Raw genomic sequence first — 21,136 nt, 5'->3', positions numbered from 1 at the left:
GACCAAGGATGGACAGCGGCCCGGGGCAAAAAGTGCGGTGCAGTTGCAGCGCCAGCCGCCCCCGCCATGACCATTAATCGGTTGCACAGAACCATGCCCGGTTGCCGCGCCCTAACCTGTATCACCCCTGAAAAAGGACCGGCGCCATGAGCCTGCGTATCGAAAACCAGATCTGTTACATCGACACCGACGAAGTCCGCGGCCAATGGCCCGCCAACGAAGTGACCATCATCACCGACAGTGAGAAATCCATGTCCGCCGTCGAGCTGCAAGGCCAGCGCGTGTACATCACCGAAGCAGAAGCCGACGCATTGACCGTAGCAGGCGCTACCGACGGCCGTAAGCACCTGAAGGCCAGCGACAGTGAGTCGGTGATTTGACTGACCTGGATCACGGACAAGCGCCGACGCCTGCGTTAGGGCTCGGCGCCACGCGCCAGCGGGAGTTTGCCAGGGTGCAGCAAGTTGTCGCAGGCAGCCCGTCAAGGCGCATCTGATCCGCTTTTTAATGCAATAGCTGAGTCTGTTATGCAAACAGATCGATGGTCATAGTGCACCGGCCTGATGGAGGCTGATGAGCGAAAGACCATGAGCGATAGAATCCCCGTCCGATTAGTAGAAACATTCGAGCCTTCACGCCCAAAGATGAAGGCCAAATCCAGCGACAACCAGATTCACACCCGCAGCTTCAGCGGCTTGTTCCGAACCTTGCGCGTGACCGGCGCCGGCTTTCTGTTCCTGGCGTTTTTCGGCACGGTCTGGCTCAACTGGGGCGGCCGCCAGGCGGTGCTCTGGGACCTTTCCGAAAGCAAGTTCCACATCTTCGGCGCGACCTTCTGGCCCCAGGATTTCATCCTGTTGTCGGCGTTGCTGATCATCTGCGCCTTCGGCCTGTTCGCGATCACCGTGTTCGCCGGGCGGGTCTGGTGCGGCTACACCTGCCCCCAGAGCTCCTTTACCTGGCTGTTCATGTGGTGCGAAAAGGTCACCGAAGGCGAGCGCAACCAGCGGATCAAGCTGCAAGCAGCACCCTGGGGGCCGAACAAACTGGCCCGGCGCGCGGCCAAGCACACCCTGTGGCTGGGCATCAGCGTGATGACCGGGCTGACCTTCGTCGGTTACTTCACCCCGATCCGGCCCCTGGCCCAAGAGCTGCTGACCTTGCAGATCGGCGGCGTCAGCCTGTTCTGGGTGCTGTTCTTCACTGGCGCCACCTACATCAACGCCGGCTGGCTGCGTGAAGCGGTGTGCATGCACATGTGCCCGTATGCACGCTTCCAGAGCGTGATGTTCGACAAGGACACCCTGACCATCTCCTACGACGTGGCCCGTGGCGAAAACCGTGGTCCGCGCAAGCGTGACGTCAAGCCGGCGGACGTTGGCCTCGGCGACTGCATCGACTGCCACTTGTGCGTGCAGGTGTGCCCGACCGGCATCGACATCCGCGACGGCCTGCAAATGGAATGCATCGGCTGCGCGGCCTGTATCGACGCCTGCGACTCGATCATGGACAAGATGAATTACCCCCGCGGCCTGATCAAATACACCTCGGAGCATCAGTTGCAGGGCGGCAAGACCCACCTGCTGCGACCGCGCCTGATCGGTTACTGCGCGGTGTTGCTGATCATGATCGGCGCCCTGGCCCTGGCCCTGGTGGAACGGCCGATGGTGTCCCTGGACGTGAGCAAGGACCGTGGCCTGTTCCGCGAGAACAGCGAAGGCCAGATCGAGAACATCTACAGCCTCAAGGTCATCAACAAGACCCAGCAGCGCCAGGACTACCGCGTCGAGCTGGTGGACGGCGACGGCTTCAAGCTGCAAGGCAAGACCGAGTTCAGCCTGGCGCCCGGGGAAATCACCGACTTCCCGGTGTCCGTGGCCATGATCAGCGACAAGCCGCAAAGCAGCTCGCAGAGCATCGGTTTCAAAGTCAGCGACACTGACCAGCCCGAGGTCTACAGCGTGGCCAAAAGCCGTTTTGTGGCGCCATTGAATCGCTGAGCCTTAAGATGCGGTGCTTTTGTTGACCAAGCGATCCTCTGTGGCGAGGGAGCCTGCTCCCTCGCCACACCTGCACTCCGAATTCAGTCCATCGCGGGATACCGATGAAACGCTACGAAAAATTTGCCGAGGACATCGCCGAACTGATCCGTTCCGGCGTCCTGGGCCCCGGCCAGCGCGTGCCATCGGTGCGCTACGCCAGCCAGACCTACGGGGTCAGCCCGTCCACGGTATTCCAGGCCTATTACCTGCTTGAACGCCGCGGGCTGATTCGCGCCCGGCCGCGTTCCGGCTACTTCGTCAACACCCATGCGCCAAGCCCGTTCTCGGAGCCGGTGATCAGCAGCCAGGTCAGCGAGTCCACCGAAGTCGACGTCAGTGAACTGGTGTTCTCGGTGCTGGACTCGATCAAGGACCCGACCACCGTGCCCTTCGGCTCGGCCTTCCCCAGCCCGACCCTGTTCCCCCTGCAACGCCTGGCCCGCTCCCTGGCCAGCGCCAGCCGCGAGATGGACCCGCGCATGGTGGTCACCGACATGTCCCCGGGCAACCCGCAACTGCGGCGCCAGATCGCCCTGCGCTACATGGTCGGCGGGCTGATGCTGCCCATGGAAGAACTGCTGATCACCAACGGCGCCCTGGAGGCCCTGAACCTGTGCCTGCAGGCCGTGACCGAACCCGGCGACCTGGTGGCGATCGAGGCCCCGGCCTTCTATGCCAGCCTGCAGGTGCTGGAGCGGCTCAAGCTCAAGGCCGTGGAAATCCCCGTGCACCCACGGGACGGGATCGACCTCGGGGTGCTGGCCCAGACCCTGGAGCGTCATCCGATCAAGGCCTGCTGGTGCATGACCAGCTTCCAGAACCCCATGGGCGCGACCATGCCCGAGGCCAAGAAACAGGAACTGGTGGAGTTGCTGCGCGTGCACCAGGTGCCGCTGATCGAGGACGACGTCTACGCCGAACTGTATTACGGCCAGCAGGCGCCGAAACCGGCCAAGGCCTTCGACACCGAAGGCCTGGTGATGCACTGCGGCTCCTTCGCCAAAAGCCTGGCCCCCGGCTACCGCATCGGCTGGGTCGCCGCCGGGCGCTACGCGCAGAAGATCGAACGGCTGAAACTCATGACCTCGCTGTGCGCCTCGATGCCGGCCCAGGCCGCCATCGCCGACTACCTGCAACACGGAGGTTATGACCGGCACCTGCGCAAACTGCGCTACGCCCTGGAAGAACAGCAAAGCGCCATGCTCGCGGCCATTGCCCGCTACTTCCCGGCCCAGACCCGGGTCAGCCAGCCGGCCGGTGGCTACTTCCTGTGGCTGGAGCTGCCGCCGCAAATGGACTCGCTGAAACTGTTCCAGATGGCCCTGGCCCAAGGCATCAGCATCGCCCCGGGGCCGATCTTTTCGCCGACCCAGCGCTTCAGGAACTGCATCCGCCTGAACTACGGCAGCCCATGGGACGAAGCCATGGAACGGGCCATGGAAACCCTGGGGCGGATTGTCCGTTCGTTCTGAATCGGGCCTTGCAGCCCGGGGGCAATTGCGGCAGCATCCGCCCTCGAATTTTTCCAGGGATGGGCCGCGCCATGGGCGAAGACCTCGACGATGAGTCGCTGATCGACTATCAGGACGCCAAGGACCAGTTGATCAAGGCCATCTACCGTGGGCGGCTGCCGCTGCTGACCCAGGAGCTCAACGCCTACGACACGGTGCAGGCGATCCTTGAGCTGGAAGCGGTGCGTTTTGCCGACGACGAGGAAGACGCGTTCTTCGACCTGGCCTTGTCCCTGGTGGGCTGGATCCCCGGCCCGGGCCAGGACCTCAAGCTGATCCTGCGTGCCATCAACCGCGCGCCGCAACGCCATGCCCGCAGCCTGTTCGACCTGATCCGCTATAGCCTCGAAGCCTGCCGCATCAAGACCAGCCCGGAGCAGTTGCTGGAGAAGACCCTCGACGCGCAACGCCTGAGGGACGACATGCTGCTGGTGCAGCAGGTGGTGGAACAGTCCCGGCACTTCCTCGGGCTGACCCCGCAGCAACAGGCCCTGGTCCGCCATAACCTCAATGAAGCCACGGGCCACAGCGGGTTTCTGATCCAGACCCTGCAGGAGCGCATCGACCCCTGGGTCGCCATGCAGCGCAACAGCTCGGGGGCCGATACCGGCAGCCAGGAGCCGGCGCGATTCCTCAAGCCCCAGTCGCGACAACACCCCGGCGGCCTGCCGGGGGCCGGGGCCAACGATGGCGCCAAGACCACCCAGAGCCTCCATCAAGGCAGCCAGGGCAGCGGCCATTGGCTGGAACTGAACCTGCACTACGGCAACCTGGAACCGGTGTCCGGCGCGGCGTACCGGGTGATTTTCAGCGATGGCTCGGAGCGCCAGGGCAGCCTCGACGACGAAGGCTTCGCCCGCCTCGAAGACGTGCCCTTCGGCCCGGCCAAGGTGTATTACGGCGAAGACCCGCGGCCCTATCACCGCCTGCCGTTGCAGATCGTGGAAGGCGATGTCGAACAGTTGCGAGACGAACTCGACGAGTTGGGCCTGGACCTCGACGAAACGGACCTGGCGCAGCTGTTCGAAGAAACCTCAGGCCGCCGGGCCCCCTTTACCCCGCTGATCTTTGAATGAGCCTGGAGCGCCCATGAACAGACGACAGGTTTTTCTCAGCCAACAGCAGTACCACGACCTGCGCCACAGCCTGGCAGGCACCGAGCAGATGCTGCTGGCGCACCCGATGCCGGCGGATACGGGCAAACAGGGCCCACAGCTGGACGCCCTGGAAATTCAGAGCGCAACCCTGAACGCGCTGATTCTCGAGTACACCGCCGGGGCCGATATCGCCTCCCTGGCCGGGCGCCTGGACCGCTTGATCCTTGATTACGAGCGCCATCAGCAGGCCCTCGGCGACTGGCTGCAGGCACCGGACATCGCGCCCCTGGACATCGAGTCCGTGGTGCACGAGTTCGAGGAATATGTGCAAGTCATCAGCCTGTGCATCCTGCTCCAGCGCAGCGACCTGCTGCCGCGTTTCGTCGCGCTGTTCGACCGCGCCGGCTATCACGGCGAAGACACCCTGGTGGAAGACCTGCTCAAGCCGTTCCTGGCCGAGCGCCTGGACCTGGACGAGTGGTACCACGAACTGTATACGCCGCTGATCAAGGCCATCTATGCCGAGGACCGCGCCGAAGCCGCCGAACTGCTGGAGGAATACTGCAACCAGTGGTACCCCGCCTTCACCCAAGCGCCCTGGTTCGACAGCCATCAGCAGGTCGATGACAGCGAATATGTCGGTTACTGGGCCTTCGAGGCGGCCGCCATCGCCTACCTCTATGACCTGGACGACAGCCGGGTCAGGCACCTGATTTACCCACGGGACCTGGTGCAATACGCACGGCGTTTCAGCCCGCCGCCGATCCCCTCGCCCGCGGACCACGACTGACCCCCATCGTCCTCATCAGGTTATGAATTGCCCATGAAATCCTTGATCAAACCCTTGCTGGTCGCCGCATTGGCGGCTGCCCTGTGCAAACTACTGATGAGCCTGGTCGTGCCCTACGCATTGATGCTGCTGATCCCCGACAGTTGGAGCGGCAGCTGGATGTTCGAGAGCAACCTGCTGGTCTCGGGCTTTATTACAGGGCTGGTGGTGGTGCGCGTGTTGCCTGCGCAGCGCTACTCCGTGATACCGATGCTGATCCTGATATTCGCGCTGCTGGTCATCGGTGGTTATGCACTCAACCGCTGCAGCGGCGCGCAAGTGGCGGCGATCGACCAGCTGGCGAACCAGACCTGGACCGACATTGGCAACCCTGATGCCGTGGCGCCGCCCCAGGTGGCGGTAGACCTGAGCGCCGCGCCGGGCGTGACCCAGGAGGGCCAGGGCTTCAGCTACAGCTGCGTGCGCCCTGGTGAAACCCTGGACTACTTCCTGAGCCTGCACATGATGTACGGCGTCAGCCTGCTGGGCCTGCTCCTGGCCTTGCTGCTGAGCCACCGCAGCCGCAGGCCGCGCCAGGGCTGAAGCGACCTGCCGGTGGCGAGGGAGCGGGCACCCGCTGCGCTGTGCAGCGGCGCCAGGCGCGCCCGTCGCCAGCCAGGCTCAAGCGCGAATCAACGGCCGCCAGCCAGGTCGATGATGCTGCCGGTGGAGTACGAGGCCTTGTCCGACAGCAGCCAGATAATCGCCTCGGCCACTTCATCGGGGCGCCCGCCGCGGCCCATGGGGATCGCGCTTTCGAGCTTGCTGACACGGTCGGCGTCGCCGCTCAGGGCGTGGAAGTCGGTGAAGATATAACCCGGACGCACCGCGTTGACCCGGATCCCCTCCCCGGCCACTTCCTTGGACAGGCCCAGGGTGAAGGTGTCCAGCGCACCCTTGGACGAGGCGTAGTCGATGTATTCGTTGGGCGAACCCAGGCGCGCCGCTGCCGACGACACATTGACGATACTGCCGCCCTGCCCGCCATGGCGTGGCGACATGCGCAGCACCGCCTGCTTGGCGCACAGCATGGGCGCCAGGACATTGGTCTTGAGGACTTTGAGAATGCGGAACTCGGACATCTCGTCGAGACGGGATTTGTGGCCCACGGTCCCGGCATTGTTGACCAGGGCGGTCACCCGTCCCAGTTCGGCGTCGACCCGGTTGAACAGGCTGATCACCTCGTCCTCGATGCTCACATCGGCGCGGACCGCAATGGCCTGGGCCCCCAGCGCGCGCACTTGCTCCAGCACCGCGAGCGCCGCTTGTTCGTCGGCCTGGTAATTGATGCAGATCCGATAGCCCTGCTGCGCGGCGAGCACCGCCGTGGCAGCGCCAATCCCGCGTCCGCCGCCCGTGATGACGATGACTTTATCCATACTGCCAATCCCCTTGCTGATCCTTTAAACCCGGGCAATTAAACACCCTGCGCGCAGCGATGAAAACTGCTTTGCCCAGTGCATGCCTGGTCCTCTCCAACCCTGCAATCCTTCCCGACACCTCGGCGCCACCTGTAGCCGCTGCCGCAGGCTGCGCTGGCCCGGCGCTACACCGCAATCCTCCCAGACATACCCCGGCGCCCAACCCGGCCGGCGCAGCCTCGCGCCTCGGCAGCGGCTACGGGTTCTGTGTTTGCTCGGCGAGCTGGATGTCTTGCATAAAACGTTCGGCGGGCAGTGGGTGGCCCAGGAAATACCCTTGCAGCGAATCACAGCCCAATTGGGTCAGGAAGCTCTGCTGGACACCGGTTTCCACGCCCTCGGCGACGATGCGCAATCCCAGGGCCTGGCCCAGGGCGACGATGGCCGAGACAATTGCCGCGTCATCGCTGTCGTGCTCCAGGTCGCGAACGAAACCGCGGTCGATTTTAAGCTCGTTGGCCGGTAACCGCTTGAGGTACATCAGGCTGGAGTAACCGGTGCCGAAATCATCGATGGACAGGTCCACCCCCATGTCCGACAGCTGCTGCAGCACCGTCATGCTCGCATCGGCATCGCTCATGGCCGTGGTTTCGGTGATTTCCAGGGTCAGGCTGTTGGCCGGCAGCTCATAGCGGGCCAAGGCACCGGCGACACTCTTGACCAACCCGGCATGACAGAACTGCAACGCCGACAGGTTCACCGCGATACGCCAGCCGGTGTAGCCCTGCACATACCACTCGCGCATCTGCCGGCACGCTTCATTGAGCACCCAGTCGCCAATGGGAATGATCAGCCCGGTCTTTTCCGCCAACTCGATGAACTTGTCCGGCAACAGCAGCCCCTGTTGCGGGTGGTTCCAGCGCAACAGCGCCTCGGCACCGACCGGCAAGCCGTTCACGGCGTCGAATTTGGGCTGGTAGTGCAGGCTGAACTGCTGTTGATCCAGGGCGTTGCGCAAATCCTGCAACAGTTGCAGTTGTCGGCGCGCGTTGGTGTTCATCGAGGCATCGAAGAAGCTGTAGCCATTTTTACCGGCGCCTTTGGCGTGGTACATCGCGGCGTCGGCGTTCATCAGCAGTTCCTGGGCGTTCTGGCCGTTACCCGGGTACACCGCAATGCCGATGCTGGCGGAGATCTGCAGGTCGTGGTCGGCCACCCGGAACACCCGGGAAATCAGCCCGACCTGGCGTGCAGCCACGCGCATGGCGTCATCGGGCTCGGCCAGTTGCACCAGCAGCACGAACTCATCGCCACCGATCCGCGCCAGGGTGTCTTCGTTGCGCAAGTCCTCGCGCAAACGCTGGGCCACCTCCCGCAGCAGCTGGTCGCCCATATGGTGGCCGAAGGCATCGTTGACCGGCTTGAAGCCGTCCAGGTCGATAAACATCAGGGCGAAGCAGCCGCCCTGGCGCGTCACCCGGTGCATGGCCTGGTCGATCCGGTCGGCCAGCAGGATCCGGTTTGGCAGGCTGGTCAGGGTGTCGTGCAGGGCCAGTTGAGTCAGTTCGCGGTTGGCCTCGGTCAGCGATTCGGCCAGGATCGCCGTGCGTGCTTCCAGGCGCGCATCGAGCACCGAGGTCAGCAAGGCAATGATCAGCACCGCCAGGGTGGTGATCAGCACCAGGTTATCCAGGCCCTTGCCGTTCAGGCCGTTGCCCAGGGCGCCGCAGAAACTGCCATCGGCAAACTGCGCGGCGGCCATGCCGGTGTAGTGCATGCCGACAATCGCAATGCCCATGATCACCGCCGCGCCGGCCCGTACCAGGCGCACGTGGGGGGTATTGCGGCGCAGGCGGAAGGCGATCCACAAGGCCGCGGCCGATGCGCCCACGGCAATCAGCAGGGAAGCACTGAACAGCGTCGGATCGTAGTCGATGCCCGGCTGCATGCGCATCGCCGCCATCCCGGTGTAGTGCATGCCGCTGATCCCGGCCCCCATCACCAGCGCACCAAAACCCAACTGCCAGAACGGCAGGCGCGCCTGGCTCACCAGCCACAGGGCAAAACCGCAGGACAGGATGGAAATCAGCAGCGACAAGCCGGTGATCGACAGGTCGTAGCCCAGCTCGATCGGCAACTCAAAGGCCAACATGCCGATAAAGTGCATCGACCACACGCCCACGCCCATGGCCAACGCGCCGCCGGCCATCCACAACTGCGCCGCCAGGCCACGGGTAGTGGCAATACGCCCTGTGAGATCCAGGGCGGTATAGGACGCAAGAATCGCCACAAACAGCGAAATGACGACCAGCGCGGGAGAGTAGGAACCAATGAGCATCAAGGGTCTCGCAGCCGTTAAGCCTGGGGCCAGGCTCGGTGGGCAAAGCGGCAGATTGTACTGATTGCACGGCAGAACGCACTCACAAAGTGAGCAGAACGCCATTAGTCAGACGGAAGACTTTATTCAGGCCCGGCATGCCCTTACGCGCCCTGTGGGCATGCCGCGAAATCGGCCGTTGCGCCCGCGAAAACCACCGAGTACAGCTGTAGCCGCTGCCGCCAGGCTCGGGCTGCGTTCGGACGCTGGGCCGGATGGGCGCTGGGGAGTGTCAGGAGGAGTTTTTTTGGATTTTAGGGACAGCGCAGCCTGCGGCAGCGACTACAGGGGCGCCGTGGGGTTTCAGGGCTTTGGCTCGCTGGCTTGCAACTGGCCGTCCCAGCCGCCGCCCAGGGCGGCGATCAGTTGGACGCTGGCCACCAGGCGGCTTTGCAGCAGGTTCAGCACGTTGCGTTCGTTGCTCAGGGCCGTGGCCTGGACCGAGACCACGTCGAGGTAGGCGATCAACCCGGCCTTGTATTGGTTTTCGGTCAGGCGCTGGGATTCCCGGGCCGCGTCGAGGGCTTGCTGGCGCACGGCGCTCTCGTCTTCCAGAACCTTGAGCTGCACCAGGTAGTTTTCCACCTCGCGGAACCCGTCGAGCACGGTTTGCCGGTACTTGGCCACGGTCTGGTCGTACACCGCCTCGGTGCGGTCGACTTCCGCCGAGCGCTGGCCACCGTCGAACAGGGTCATCGCCAGCTTGGGCCCCACCGACCAGAAGCGGTTGGGCAGGCTGATCCAGTCGGCATAGGTGCTGCTGCTGTAGCCGCCCGCCAGGCTCAGGGTCAGGTCCGGGTAATACGCCGCCTTGGCCACGCCGATATTGGCGTTGGCCGCGATCACCGAGCGCTCGGCCGAAGCAATGTCCGGGCGCCGCTCCAGCAACTGCGACGGCAGGCTCAGGGGCACCTGGGGCAAGGCCGGAATGCTCTGGGTCTCAGCCAGGCTGAACCCGGCCGGAGGTTGGCCGATCAACACCGCAATCGCGTTTTCCAGCTGGGCGCGCTGCCAGATCAGGTCGATCAGGTCGGCCTGGGTGCTTTTAAGCTGGGTCTGGGCCTGGGCCACCGCGTCCTTGCCGGACACCCCGGCGCGGTACTGGTTCTCGGTCATGGTCAGGGAACGCTGGTACGCCGCCACCGTGGCGTCGAGCAAACGCTTCTGCTCGTCGATCACCCGCAGTTGCAGGTAGTTCTGCACCAGTTCCGACTGCTGGCTCAGGCGCATGGCCGCCAGATCGGCAAAGCTGGCCTCGGCGCTGGCTTCGTTGGCTTCCAGGCCACGGCGCAGTTTGCCCCACACATCCGCTTCCCAACTCACGCCCAACTGGCTGTTGTAGGTATCGCGGATGCCGCTGGAGGAACTGCTTAACCCCGAACTGCTGCTGCCGGTGCCCTGGCTGGCGCGGGTCTTGCCAGCGCTCAGGTCCACCGACGGGAACAACGAACCCCGTGCGCTGCGCACCAGGGCCTGGGCCTGGCGGTACTGGGCTTCGGACTGGGCCACGGTCTGGTTGGCGCTGTTCAGCGATTCCACCAGCCCATTGAGTTGCGCGTCGCCATACAGCTCCCACCAGGCGCCACGGGCCAGGGCATCGCTGGGGTTGGCCTGGCGCCAGCCCTCGGCCTGCTTGTACTGCGCCGGCTCAGCCACTGGCGGGCGCTGATAATCCGGGCCGATGGCGCAGGCACTGAGCAGCGCCAGACTCAGGCTCAGGCTCAACAGGCGCGAGCCACGAGCCAGGGCCAGGCGCTGGGCGGAGCGCACAAGAGAGTTGCGAGGCGAACAATCAGTCATAGCGGCGTTTCCAGAGCGGCATCGGTACGTATTCCACGCCAGTGGTTGAATTTATGGCGCAGTTTATCGAGATACAGGTAAACCACCGGGGTGGTGTAAAGGGTCAGCACCTGGCTGAAGATCAGCCCGCCAATAATGGTCAGGCCCAGGGGTTGGCGCATTTCCGCGCCTTCGGCGGTGCTCAGCAGCAACGGCACGGCACCGAGGATCGCGGCCAGGGTGGTCATCAGGATCGGTCGCAGGCGCAGCAGGCAGGCACTGCGGATCGACTCCAGTGGCGCCAGGCCCTGGTGGCGCTCCAGTTGCAGCGCCAGGTCGATCATCAGGATCGCGTTCTTTTTCACCACCCCGATCAGCAGGAACAGGCCCAGCAGCGAGATCAGGCTGAACTCGCCCCCCAGCAGGTAGATCGAGAGCAAGGCCCCGACCCCGGCCGAGGGCAAGGTCGAGAGAATGGTCAGCGGGTGGATGTAGCTTTCATACAACACGCCCAACACCAGGTACACCGCCAGCAGCGCGCCGAGGATCATGAACGGCTGACTCTTCTGGGTCGCGGCGAAGGCGTCGGCGGTGCCGGCCATCTTGACGATCACGTCTTCCGGCATGCCGAGCTTGGCGATGGCCCGTTCGATGGCCGCCGTGCCCTGCTCCACCGTCACCCCTTCGGCCATGTCGAAGGAAATGCTTTCCGAGGCGAACTGGCCCTCGTGGCTGACGCGGTCGTCTTCCAGGCTGTTTTCATAATGGGCGATGGTCGACAGCGGAATCCGCGCGCCAGCGCTGGTGATGACCTGCACCTGGTTCAGGGTGATCGGGTCCTGGGCGTATTTCGGGTTGACCTCCATCACCACCTGGTACTGGTTCAGGCTGTCATAGATGGTGGAGATCTGCCGCTGGCTGTAGGCGTTGTTCAGCACCGAGGTGACCATGTCCATGTCCACCCCCAGGCGCTTGGCCTGGTCGCGGTCGACCACCAGGGTCACCTGTTGCGCGCCACGGCCTTCGCGGGCATCGATGGCGGTCAGCTCCGGCAGGGCCTTGAGCGCGGTCACCACCTTCGGGTACCACTCGCGCAGCGATCCCAGGTCGCCGCTTTGCAGGATGTACGAGTACTGCGAGGTGGTCTGCTCGCGGCCACCGCCGAACTGCAGGTCCTGGTCGGCCATCAGCATCAGCTGGGCACCGGCGACCTTGGGCATTTCCTTGCGCATGCGCTCGATGACCTTCTGCGCGGAAATATTGCGTTCCTTGATCGGTTTCAGGCGCACCAGCATAAAGGCGTTGTTGGTGCCGTTGCTGCCGCCGATAAAGCCGGCCACGCTTTCCACCGCCGGGTCCTTGAGCACCGCGCGGCGGAAGATTTCCATCTTCGGTTGCATCACGCTGAACGACAGGCCGTCGTCGCCGCGCACAAAACCGATCAGTTGCCCGGTGTCCTGCTGCGGCAGGAAGGTCTTGGGCACCACCACATACAGCGCCACATTGACACCGATGGTCAGCAGCAGGCTGAGCAGGGTCAGGCGCCGGTGGCGCAGTACCCAGTCCAGGCTGGTGGCGTACTTCTCGGTCATCCACTCGTTGCTGCGCTGGCTCCAGCGTTGCAGGCGGTTTTCCTGGCCCGGGACATGGGGTTTGAGCCAGCGCGCGCACAGCATCGGGGTCAGGGTCAGGGACACCACCAGCGACACCACAATGGAGGCCGCCAGGGTGATAGAGAATTCGCGGAACAGGCTCTCGATGATCCCGCCCATAAACAGGATCGACAGGAACACCGCCACCAGCGACACGTTCATCGAGAGCAAGGTGAAACCCACTTCCTTGGCCCCCAGGTACGCCGCCTTCATCGGCGCGATGCCCTCGTCGATATGCCGGGAAATGTTCTCCAGGACCACGATGGCATCGTCCACCACCAGCCCGGTGGCGAGGATCAGCGCCATCAGCGACAGGTTGTTCAGGGAAAACCCGTACAGGTACATGATGGCGAAGGTGCCCACCAGCGACACTGGCACCGCCAGGGTCGGGATCAGCGAGGCGCGGAAATTGCCGAGGAACAGGAACACCACCAGGATCACCAGGGCCACGGCGATCAGCAGGGTCATCTCCGCCTCGTGCAGGGTGGCCTTGATCACCGGCGAGCGGTCCATGGCCAGGTTGAGCTTGACGCTGGCCGGCAGCACCGCCTGCAACGCCGGCAACTGGGCCTTGATCTCGTTCACCGTCTCGATGATGTTGGCCCCGGCCTGGCGGTTGATCACCAGCAGCACCGCCGCGTCGTCATTGAAGAAGCCGCTGTTGTAGCGGTCCTCGACGCCATCGCTGACCTTGGCCACGTCCTTGAGGCGCAGGGCCGCGCCGTCCTTGTAGTGGATGATCAGCGGTTCGTAGTCCTTGGCCTTTTCCAGCTGGTCGTTGGCCTGGATCTGCCACAGCCGCTGATCGTCTTCCACCGAACCCTTGGGCCGGCGCTGGTTGGCATTGGCGATGGCATTGCGCACATCGTCCAGGGCCACGCCGTACTGGTTGAGCAACTGCGGTTCGAGCTCGATCCGCACCGCCGGCAGCGAGCTGCCACCGATCTGCACCTCCCCCACACCCGGCACCTGGGACAGGCTTTGCGAAAGGATGGTCGAGGCCAGGTCGTAGAGCTGGCCCTTCTGCAACACGTCGGAGGTCAGCGACAGCACCATGATCGGCGCCTGGGACGGGTTGACCTTCTTATAGGTGGGCATGCTGCGCATGCCGCTGGGCAGCAGGTTGCGCGAGGCGTTGATCGCCGCCTGCACTTCCCGCGCGGCGCCGTTGATGTCGCGGTCCAGGTCGAACTGCAAAATCACCCGGGTCGACCCCTGGCTCGAACGGCTGCTCATGGTATTGACCCCGGCAATCGCCCCGAACGAGCGCTCCAGGGGCGTGGCCACGGTGGACGCCATCACCTCGGGGCTGGCCCCGGGCAGGCTGGCCTGCACCACAATCACCGGGAAATCCATCTGCGGCAACGGCGCCACCGGCAGCAGGCCGAAAGAAACGCCGCCCAGCAACATGATCGCCAAACTCAGGAGCATGGTTGCCACGGGACGTTTGATGAACGGTCCGGAGAGGTTCATGGGCGGCAGCTCCGAGCTTCAAGCGGCAAGCTGCAAGAGACAAGCGCGATCGGCGCACGCTGTTGCTGCTGCTTTTGATTCAACGTGCGGCTTGCGGCTTGCAACTGGCCGCTGCGCCGCTTCATACGCCCTGCTCCTGGACGACTTCGCGCTTGCCGAAGCGGCGCCCCAACCGATCGAAGTACAGGTAGATAACCGGCGTCGTGAACAGCGTCAGCACCTGACTGACCAACAACCCGCCGACCATCACCAGGCCCAGGGGCTGGCGCAGTTCGGCGCCGGAACCGGTGGCCAGCATCAGCGGCACGGCACCGAACAGGGCCGCCAGGGTGGTCATCAGGATCGGCCGGAAACGCAGCAGCGCCGCCTGGTAGATGGCCTGCTCCGGCGCCATGCCCTGGTGGCGTTCGGCGTCGAGGGCGAAGTCGATCATCATGATCGCGTTCTTCTTGACGATACCGATCAGCAGGATGATGCCGATGATGGCGATCATCCCCAGGTCATTGCCGCTGAGGATCAGCGCGAGCAAGGCGCCGACCGCCGCCGAAGGCAGGGTCGAGAGGATGGTGATCGGGTGGATGTAGCTCTCGTAGAGCACGCCGAGCACGATGTACATGGTCACCACCGCCGCCAGGATCAGCAGCAAGGTGCTCGACAGCGAGGCCTGGAACGCTTCGGCCGCGCCCTGGAACTGGGTCTGCACCCCCACCGGCATGCCGATGTCCTTCTGGACCTGCTCGATGATGTCGACCGCCTGGCCCAGGGCCACGCCCGGTGCCAGGTTGAACGACATCATCACCGCCGGGAACTGGCCGATGTGGGCAATCGCCAACTGCGCCTGGCGCTCTTCGACGTGGGCCAGGCTCGACAGCCGGACCTGGCCGCCGTCGGTGGTCTTGACGTGGATCTGCTCCAGGGCCTGGGGCCCGATGCTCTCCCCGGCCTGGGCCTGAAGCACCACGCGATACTGGCTGGCCTGGGTGTAGATGGTGGAGATCTGGCGCTGGCCGAAGGCGTCATACAGCGCGTCGGTGATGTTCGACACCGAGACCCCGACCCGCGAGGCAGCGTCGCGATCGATCACCAGGAACACCTGCAAGCCCTTGTCCTGCAGGTCGCTGGCGACATCGGTGAGTTCCGGGCGCTGGGCCAGGGCTTCCACCAGGCGCTGGCTCCAGAGGCTGAGCAGCTCCGCGTCCGGCGACGACATACTGAATTGATACTGGGTGCGGCTGACCCGGTCTTCGATGGTCAGGTCCTGCACCGGCTGCATGAACAGGCGGATGCCGATCAGCTTGTCGACCTGGGGCTGGATCCGCGCGATCACTTCACTGGCGCTCAGGTCCCGCTCGCTGTGGGGCTTGAGGTTGATCAGCAGGCGGCCGCTGTTGAGGGTGGCGTTGTCGCCATCGACCCCGATGTAGGACGACAGGCTCTGCACCGCAGGGTCTTCGAGGATGATCTTGGCCAGCTCCTGCTGGCGCTGGCTCATGGCGGCGAAGGACACCGACTGCGGCGCCTCGGAAATACCCTGGATGACCCCGGTGTCCTGCACCGGGAAGAAGCCCTTGGGCACCACCAGGTACAACAGTACCGTCAGGCCCAGGGTGCCGATGGCCACCAGCAGGGTCAGGAACTGGTGCTTGAGCACCCATTGCAATTTGCGCCCGTAGCTTTCGATCAGCCAGTCGATCCAGGCGCCACTGGCGCGGTAGAAGCGGCCCTGCTCTTGTTCCTTGGGCTCACGCTTGAGCAGCCGTGCGCACATCATCGGGGTCAGGGTCAGGGACACCACCAGGGAAATCAGGATCGCCACCGCCAGGGTGATGGCGAACTCACGGAACAGGCGCCCCACCACATCGGCCATGAACAACAGCGGAATCAACACCGCGATCAGCGACAGGGTCAGGGAGATCAGGGTGAAGCCGATCTGCTTGGCGCCCTTGAGCGCCGCCTGCATCGGGCTGTCGCCTTCCTCGATATAGCGCGAGATGTTTTCCAGCATCACGATCGCATCGTCCACCACAAACCCGGTGGCGATGGTCAGGGCCATCAGAGTCAGGTTGTTCACCGAGAACCCGGCCAGGTACATCACGCCGAAGGTGCCGACCAGCGACAACGGCACGGCAATCGACGGAATGAGGGTGGCACTGGCGCGACGCAGAAAGAGGAAGGTGACCATCACCACCAGGGCCACGGCGATCAGCAACTCGTGCATCACGTCGGTGACCGAGGCACGGATGGTCTGGGTGCGGTCGGTCAGCACCATGACGTCCAGGCCGGCCGGCAGGTTATCGGTGATGCTCGGCAGCAAGGCCTTGATCCGGTCCACCACCTCGATCACGTTGGCCCCGGGCTGGCGCTGGATATTGAGCAGCACGGCCTGGTTCTCATTGGCCCAGGCGGCCAGGCGCTCGTTTTCCGCGCCATCGACGATCTGCGCCACATCCTTGAGCCGCAGCGGCGCGCCATTGTTGTAGGCCAGGATCAGTTCGGCGTAGTCCTTGGGCGAGGTCAGCTGGTCGTTGGCGTCGAGCATCGAGACCCGGGTCGGGCCGTCGAAGTTGCCCTTGGGCTGGTTGACGTTGGACGCGGCGATCAGGGTGCGCACGTCCGACAGGTTCAGGCCGTTGGCCGCCAGGGCCTCGGGGTTGACCTTGATCCGCACCGCCTGGCGCTGGCCGCCGGCAATGCTGACCATGCCCACGCCGCTGATCTGGGCGATTTTCTGCGCCATGCGCGTGTCGACCAGGTCATTGAGCTTGGGCAGCAGCATGGTCTTGGAAGTGATGGCCAGGGTCAGCACCGGGGTGTCCGCCGGGTTGACCTTGTTGTACACCGGCGGCGCCGGCAAATCCTTGGGCAGCAGGTTGGTGGCGGCGTTGATCGCGGCCTGCACCTGTTGCTCGGCGACATCCATATTGATGTCGAGGTTGAAGCGCAGGGTCAGCACCGAGGCGCCGCCGGAGCTGGTGGACGCCATCTGGGTCAGGCCGGGCATCTGCCCGAACTGGCGCTCCAGGGGCGCGGTGACCGCGCTGGTCATCACGTCCGGGCTGGCCCCTGGGTACAGGGTCATGACGCGGATGGTCGGGTAATCGACCTGGGGCAAGGCCGACACCGGCAACAGCCGATAGGCGATCAGGCCGGCCAGGACAATGGCCAGCATGCTCAGGGTGGTGGCTACCGGGCGAAGGATGAACAGCCGCGAGAGATTCATGCGCCGCCCTTTTGCGCCTTGGTCTCGGCGGCCGGGGTTCCGGTGGAGGTGGTCGGTTTGCCTTGCAGGTGTTCAGTCGGGGTGGTCGGCACGTCGACACTGTCGTTGACCACCTCCACCGCGCTGCCGTCCTTCAGGCGGTCGGTGCCTTCGAGCACGACGCGGTCACCGGCGGCCAGGCCTTCCTTGATCACCGTCGATTCGCCGTTGCTGTCGCCCACCTTGAGCGAGCGGATCTGCACCTTGTTGTCGCCATCCAGGGCGTAGACGAAGGTGCCGTTGGTGCCGAACTGGATCGCCGCCGACGGGGCCAGGATCACTTTTTTCAAGGTGTCGGCCAGCAGCCGCACATTGACGAACTGGTTGGGAAACAGGCTTTGGTCGCGGTTATCGAAACGCGCCTTGAACTTCAGGGTGCCGGTGGTGGTGTCGATCTGGTTGTCCAGGCTTTGCAGCACGCCGGTGGCCTGCAGCTGGGTGTCGCCGCGATTCCAGGCTTCGACCGGCAGCTTGGCACCGCTGTGGTAACGGCCGAGCACGGTGTCGAGGCTGTTTTCCGGCAAGGTGAAGGCGACGCTGATGGGCTGGGTCTGGGTGATGATCACCAGCGCGGTGGTGTCGTTGGCCGCCACCAGGTTGCCGACGTCCAGCTGGCGCAGGCCGAGGCGACCGGCGATTGGTGCGCGAATCTTGGTGAATTCCAGGTTGAGTTTGGCGTCGTTGACCGCCGCCTGGTTGGTCTTGACCGTGCCCTGGTACTGGCCCACCAGCGCGGCGGCGGTGTCCAGGGTCTGCTTGGCGATACTGTCCTGGGCATACAGGCCGCGGTAGCGCTCCAGGTCGACCTGGGCGTTCTTCAACTGGGCCTGGTTCTGCAACAGCGTGCCTTCGGCCTGGAGCAAGGCATTCTGGTAAGGCCGCGGGTCGATTTCCGCCAGCAGGTCACCGGCCTTGACCATCTGCCCTTCCTCGAACGCCACCTTGACCAGCTCACCGGCGACCCGGCTGCGCACATTGATGGTGTTCAACGCCGTAACGGTGCCCAGCGCCTTGTAATACACCGGGAAGTCGCCCTCGGTCGCCGGCGCCACGCGCACCGGGATCGGCCCGGTCGCCCCGCCGAACCCCGGACGCATCGCCCCGCTTCTGCCTGCATGCCCGGCGGCGGCCTTGGGTGCTGCGGCGTCCTTCGAGGTACTCGCAGCGGGCCAGAATTTCCAGCACAGGACGGCAATGACCAGCAGGACGAGCAGGCCGAACAGCCAGCGACGGGGGTTGCGGGAAGCAGAGGATTGCATGGAGTGATCAACCATTGGGCGCGAGGAGGTCTTCTTGAGAAGGCTGAAAGATAAGCACTGGCGGGGGATTAGCAAAGCGCCTTTACCGGCAATTTACCTTTGGCTTACGTTTTACAACGCCCGTTAAGCCACTGAAGCACAAATAAAAACGGCCTGGACAGGGCCAGGCCGTTAATAATTGTAAAACCTGTTGCAGCCGGTTCGCGATCTAACGACGCCCAGGTCAGGCAAAAATGGCTGAGAACGTGCAGTTCAGGGATCTGAATCCGCCTTTCAAGGCCATGTTCAACACCGCCTGAGCCAAGCGCCCTAGAGCGAGAACGGCGGCTTACTTGAGAACGGCCAACGCAGCGTCGTAGTTCGGCTCTTCAGCGATTTCCTTGACCAGCTCGCTGTGCAGCACGTTGTCGTTCTCGTCCAGCACCACCACCGCGCGTGCGGTCAGGCCGGCCAGCGGGCCGTCGGCAATGGCCACGCCGTAGTTTTCGATGAACTCACGGCCACGCAGGGTGGACAGGTTCTGGACGTTTTCCAGGCCTTCGGCGCCGCAGAAACGGGCTTGGGCGAACGGCAGGTCAGCCGAGATGCACAGCACCACGGTGTTGGCCAGTTCGTTGGCCTGGGCGTTGAACTTGCGCACCGAGGTGGCGCAGGTCGGGGTGTCGACGCTTGGGAAAATATTCAGCACTTTGCGCTTGCCGGCAAAGCTGCTCAGGGTGACGTCAGCCAGGCCTGCACCCACCAGGGAAAACGCAGGGGCCTTGGAACCGGCTTGCGGCAGTTGGCCGTTGACTTGCACCGGGTTGCCTTTAAGAGTGACTTGAGCCATGAACGGAGTCCTTTTGCACGAAGGTGATTGAACAGCGGTAAGGTTTTTTCCAAAGGCCGAAGTTAACCACGAAACACGCCCACGACCTATGCCCTGCCCACAATTTATCCCCCAGAATCCCGCCACATTCCCCGCGCCCGTCGCCGCGGCCGAGGCACGAGGCTGCGCGGGCCCTCACGATCGCCGCACCTGCTCCAGATAATCCCTCAGCACCAACCAGGGCCGGCGTCCGAACGCGGCCCGAGCCTGCGGCAGCGGCTACAGGGGTTTGGGGTTAACCCAACAGCTTGAGCATATTGCGATGCCGGGCCTGGAAAATGCGCCGCATATAGGCATTCACCAGCAGCCACTCCAGCGGCGCGCCGCCCAGGGCCTTGTAGGTCACGCGATCGGTGTAGAGGGTCCCGCCTTCGGCCGCCTCCACCCGATGCTCATGGCGAAAGGCACGCATCGGCCCCTTGAGCATCTCGTCGACAAAATGGCTGTGCCCCACCTCGCGTATCACCACCTTCCAGTTCGCCGGGATGACGCCGAACATCCAGTGGCGAAACCTGAACTCGCGCCCTTCGGCGATCCGCAGGTCGTTGATGTCGATCTCCCCCAGGGGCGTCACCCGCTCCGGAAAAATCTTCGGAAAGTTGCTGCCCTCCAGACAAAAGTCGAGAACTTGCGCCGGGCTGCGCCCGGGAATGAAGGTGCTGCGTAACAAGACCGCCATGAATGAACAACTCCCCGTGTTGAGAAAAACCACCACCGCCGGCCAAGAAAGAGCTTCAGCCAAGTGTATTAACGAGTTGATTTGACAAGATTCAGGTCATTCTTTCAGTTTCGTGACGCTGTACACACAACCAACAGAGACAGCACAGCGCCTCGCAACGGCCGCATTCAACACGCGGCACAGCCTATCTAACGTCGCCAGATCAGCGACCCTTGAGTTTGAGGTAGGACTGATACAGGTCCGACGCCCAGCCATCAATCACGCTTTTTACGTCGCCCGGTTGCATCACCTGGGTCTCGTTTTCCAGAGGTTTGCCGGTGCCCTTGCGGACCACTTGGGCCAAGACCGCGTCGTTCCTGCCATCAAGAAATACCGCTTCGGTGGCGAGGGTGGTTTCCTGGTCGCGGATGCCACTGGCGGTGCTCACTGCCGCAGCCACCAGGGCCACCGGGATGATTTCATAAGGTTTGAGGCCCTCGGTCTTGCTGCTGACCGCGGTGATCGCCGCCCGCACCACGATCACACCCGGGCCGGGGCCGTTGGCCAACGGCAGGGACTTGCTCAACTCGCGCTGCAACGCCTGGTCGTAATAACGGGTCAGGCCAGACAAGGTGCTCTGGGGGATTTTTGCGGTGGGCTGGGGCTGAGGGTAGAACTGGGTCGGTTCGATATACACGCTGCGGTATTGCTTCACGTCGAGCTTGGGATCGATCCAGCGCATCACCTCCACCCCCGAGGGCGACTTGGCTTCCTTGAGCCGACTGTAGTCCTTGAGAAAGCCGGAATACTCGTCGGGCTGGGTGAGCTTGCTGGAACAGCCGGTGACCCCGAGCGAGGCGATGCAAAGCATGCTTATGATCAGTGCACGTTTCATGGGCAACTCCTATCAGTGGCCAAGCGATGCTGGCTTGGAGGAGTTATAGGTATAGCCAAAACACGGCACTTTGCTG

15 protein-coding genes are annotated in these 21,136 nt (G+C 63.9%); 6 read left to right on the top strand and 9 right to left on the bottom strand.

Features of this window, described 5'->3' with window-relative positions; translation table 11 throughout:
- Positions 1-146 precede the first annotated feature (146 nt).
- The 6 genes from CF161_RS30160 (at position 147) to CF161_RS30135 (ending at position 6,022) form a co-directional block, all read left to right on the top strand.
- The gene (locus CF161_RS30160; RefSeq protein ID WP_020300424.1) at positions 147-380 is read left to right on the top strand and encodes a DUF3203 family protein; all 234 of its coding nucleotides are present in this window, start codon (positions 147-149) and stop codon (positions 378-380) included.
- A 207-nt stretch (positions 381-587) separates the two neighbouring features.
- Positions 588-2,000, top strand: a complete 1,413-nt coding sequence (ccoG, locus tag CF161_RS30155; protein WP_043230899.1) for a cytochrome c oxidase accessory protein CcoG — start codon at positions 588-590, stop codon at positions 1,998-2,000.
- 104 nt (positions 2,001-2,104) lie between these two features.
- Positions 2,105-3,514, top strand: coding sequence for a GntR family transcriptional regulator MpaR (gene mapR / locus CF161_RS30150; RefSeq protein WP_020300422.1), 1,410 nt, complete (start codon positions 2,105-2,107; stop codon positions 3,512-3,514).
- A 71-nt stretch (positions 3,515-3,585) separates the two neighbouring features.
- On the top strand, positions 3,586-4,629 hold the full coding sequence (locus CF161_RS30145) for a hypothetical protein (RefSeq protein ID WP_020300421.1): 1,044 nt from the start codon (positions 3,586-3,588) through the stop codon (positions 4,627-4,629).
- Positions 4,630-4,642: 13 nt separating this feature from the next.
- Positions 4,643-5,440 carry a PoNe immunity protein domain-containing protein gene (locus CF161_RS30140; protein WP_020300420.1) on the top strand — a complete coding sequence of 266 codons (798 nt, stop codon included), beginning with the start codon at positions 4,643-4,645 and terminating at the stop codon, positions 5,438-5,440.
- Positions 5,441-5,473: 33 nt separating this feature from the next.
- A complete protein-coding gene (locus CF161_RS30135) occupies positions 5,474-6,022 on the top strand; it encodes a hypothetical protein (protein ID WP_020300419.1) in 549 nt (182 codons plus the stop codon).
- A gap of 89 nt (positions 6,023-6,111) precedes the next feature.
- Here the strand turns inward: CF161_RS30135 and CF161_RS30130 are convergent, their stop codons facing one another.
- From CF161_RS30130 to CF161_RS30090, 9 genes are all read right to left on the bottom strand, one after another.
- Positions 6,112-6,858 carry an SDR family oxidoreductase gene (locus CF161_RS30130; protein WP_020300418.1) on the bottom strand — a complete coding sequence of 249 codons (747 nt, stop codon included), beginning with the start codon at positions 6,856-6,858 and terminating at the stop codon, positions 6,112-6,114.
- Positions 6,859-7,096: 238 nt separating this feature from the next.
- Positions 7,097-9,178, bottom strand: a complete 2,082-nt coding sequence (locus CF161_RS30125; RefSeq protein WP_020300417.1) for a bifunctional diguanylate cyclase/phosphodiesterase — start codon at positions 9,176-9,178, stop codon at positions 7,097-7,099.
- Between the two features lie 342 nt (positions 9,179-9,520).
- Positions 9,521-11,017, bottom strand: coding sequence for an efflux transporter outer membrane subunit (locus CF161_RS30120; RefSeq protein WP_020300416.1), 1,497 nt, complete (start codon positions 11,015-11,017; stop codon positions 9,521-9,523).
- Positions 11,014-14,121: an efflux RND transporter permease subunit gene (locus CF161_RS30115; RefSeq protein ID WP_020300415.1), complete on the bottom strand. Its 3,108-nt coding sequence runs from the start codon at positions 14,119-14,121 to the stop codon at positions 11,014-11,016. The genes CF161_RS30120 and CF161_RS30115 overlap by 4 nt, the downstream gene beginning before the upstream one ends.
- A 121-nt stretch (positions 14,122-14,242) precedes the next feature.
- Entirely contained in the window at positions 14,243-17,341 is a 3,099-nt protein-coding gene (locus tag CF161_RS30110; RefSeq protein WP_020300414.1) for an MdtB/MuxB family multidrug efflux RND transporter permease subunit, read from the bottom strand.
- Positions 17,338-18,654 carry an MdtA/MuxA family multidrug efflux RND transporter periplasmic adaptor subunit gene (locus CF161_RS30105; RefSeq protein ID WP_020300413.1) on the bottom strand — a complete coding sequence of 439 codons (1,317 nt, stop codon included), beginning with the start codon at positions 18,652-18,654 and terminating at the stop codon, positions 17,338-17,340. The genes CF161_RS30110 and CF161_RS30105 overlap by 4 nt, the downstream gene beginning before the upstream one ends.
- 313 nt (positions 18,655-18,967) lie before the next feature.
- The gene (tpx, locus tag CF161_RS30100) at positions 18,968-19,468 is read right to left on the bottom strand and encodes a thiol peroxidase (protein ID WP_020300412.1); all 501 of its coding nucleotides are present in this window, start codon (positions 19,466-19,468) and stop codon (positions 18,968-18,970) included.
- A 274-nt stretch (positions 19,469-19,742) separates the two neighbouring features.
- Entirely contained in the window at positions 19,743-20,186 is a 444-nt protein-coding gene (locus CF161_RS30095; RefSeq protein ID WP_020300411.1) for an SRPBCC family protein, read from the bottom strand.
- 202 nt (positions 20,187-20,388) lie between these two features.
- Positions 20,389-21,060, bottom strand: a complete 672-nt coding sequence (locus CF161_RS30090) for a DUF3313 domain-containing protein (protein ID WP_020300410.1) — start codon at positions 21,058-21,060, stop codon at positions 20,389-20,391.
- Positions 21,061-21,136: the final 76 nt, after the last annotated feature.

Source organism: Pseudomonas sp. CF161, assembly GCF_000416215.1.
GTDB lineage: Bacteria > Pseudomonadota > Gammaproteobacteria > Pseudomonadales > Pseudomonadaceae > Aquipseudomonas.
This window is presented reverse-complemented; position numbering and strand designations above follow the sequence as displayed.

Bases quoted from the DNA above. Each gene is read 5' to 3' on its own strand.
- tpx (WP_020300412.1), bottom strand. From the start codon at position 19,468: ATGGCTCAAGTCACTCTTAAAGGCAACCCGGTGCAAGTCAACGGCCAA.
- CF161_RS30160 (WP_020300424.1), top strand. From the start codon at position 147: ATGAGCCTGCGTATCGAAAACCAGATCTGTTACATCGACACCGACGAA.
- CF161_RS30105 (WP_020300413.1), bottom strand. From the start codon at position 18,654: ATGGTTGATCACTCCATGCAATCCTCTGCTTCCCGCAACCCCCGTCGC.
- CF161_RS30110 (WP_020300414.1), bottom strand. From the start codon at position 17,341: ATGAATCTCTCGCGGCTGTTCATCCTTCGCCCGGTAGCCACCACCCTG.
- CF161_RS30145 (WP_020300421.1), top strand. From the start codon at position 3,586: ATGGGCGAAGACCTCGACGATGAGTCGCTGATCGACTATCAGGACGCC.
- CF161_RS30140 (WP_020300420.1), top strand. From the start codon at position 4,643: ATGAACAGACGACAGGTTTTTCTCAGCCAACAGCAGTACCACGACCTG.
- mapR (WP_020300422.1), top strand. From the start codon at position 2,105: ATGAAACGCTACGAAAAATTTGCCGAGGACATCGCCGAACTGATCCGT.
- ccoG (WP_043230899.1), top strand. From the start codon at position 588: ATGAGCGATAGAATCCCCGTCCGATTAGTAGAAACATTCGAGCCTTCA.
- CF161_RS30095 (WP_020300411.1), bottom strand. From the start codon at position 20,186: ATGGCGGTCTTGTTACGCAGCACCTTCATTCCCGGGCGCAGCCCGGCG.
- CF161_RS30115 (WP_020300415.1), bottom strand. From the start codon at position 14,121: ATGAACCTCTCCGGACCGTTCATCAAACGTCCCGTGGCAACCATGCTC.
- CF161_RS30130 (WP_020300418.1), bottom strand. From the start codon at position 6,858: ATGGATAAAGTCATCGTCATCACGGGCGGCGGACGCGGGATTGGCGCT.
- CF161_RS30135 (WP_020300419.1), top strand. From the start codon at position 5,474: ATGAAATCCTTGATCAAACCCTTGCTGGTCGCCGCATTGGCGGCTGCC.
- CF161_RS30125 (WP_020300417.1), bottom strand. From the start codon at position 9,178: ATGCTCATTGGTTCCTACTCTCCCGCGCTGGTCGTCATTTCGCTGTTT.
- CF161_RS30090 (WP_020300410.1), bottom strand. From the start codon at position 21,060: ATGAAACGTGCACTGATCATAAGCATGCTTTGCATCGCCTCGCTCGGG.
- CF161_RS30120 (WP_020300416.1), bottom strand. From the start codon at position 11,017: ATGACTGATTGTTCGCCTCGCAACTCTCTTGTGCGCTCCGCCCAGCGC.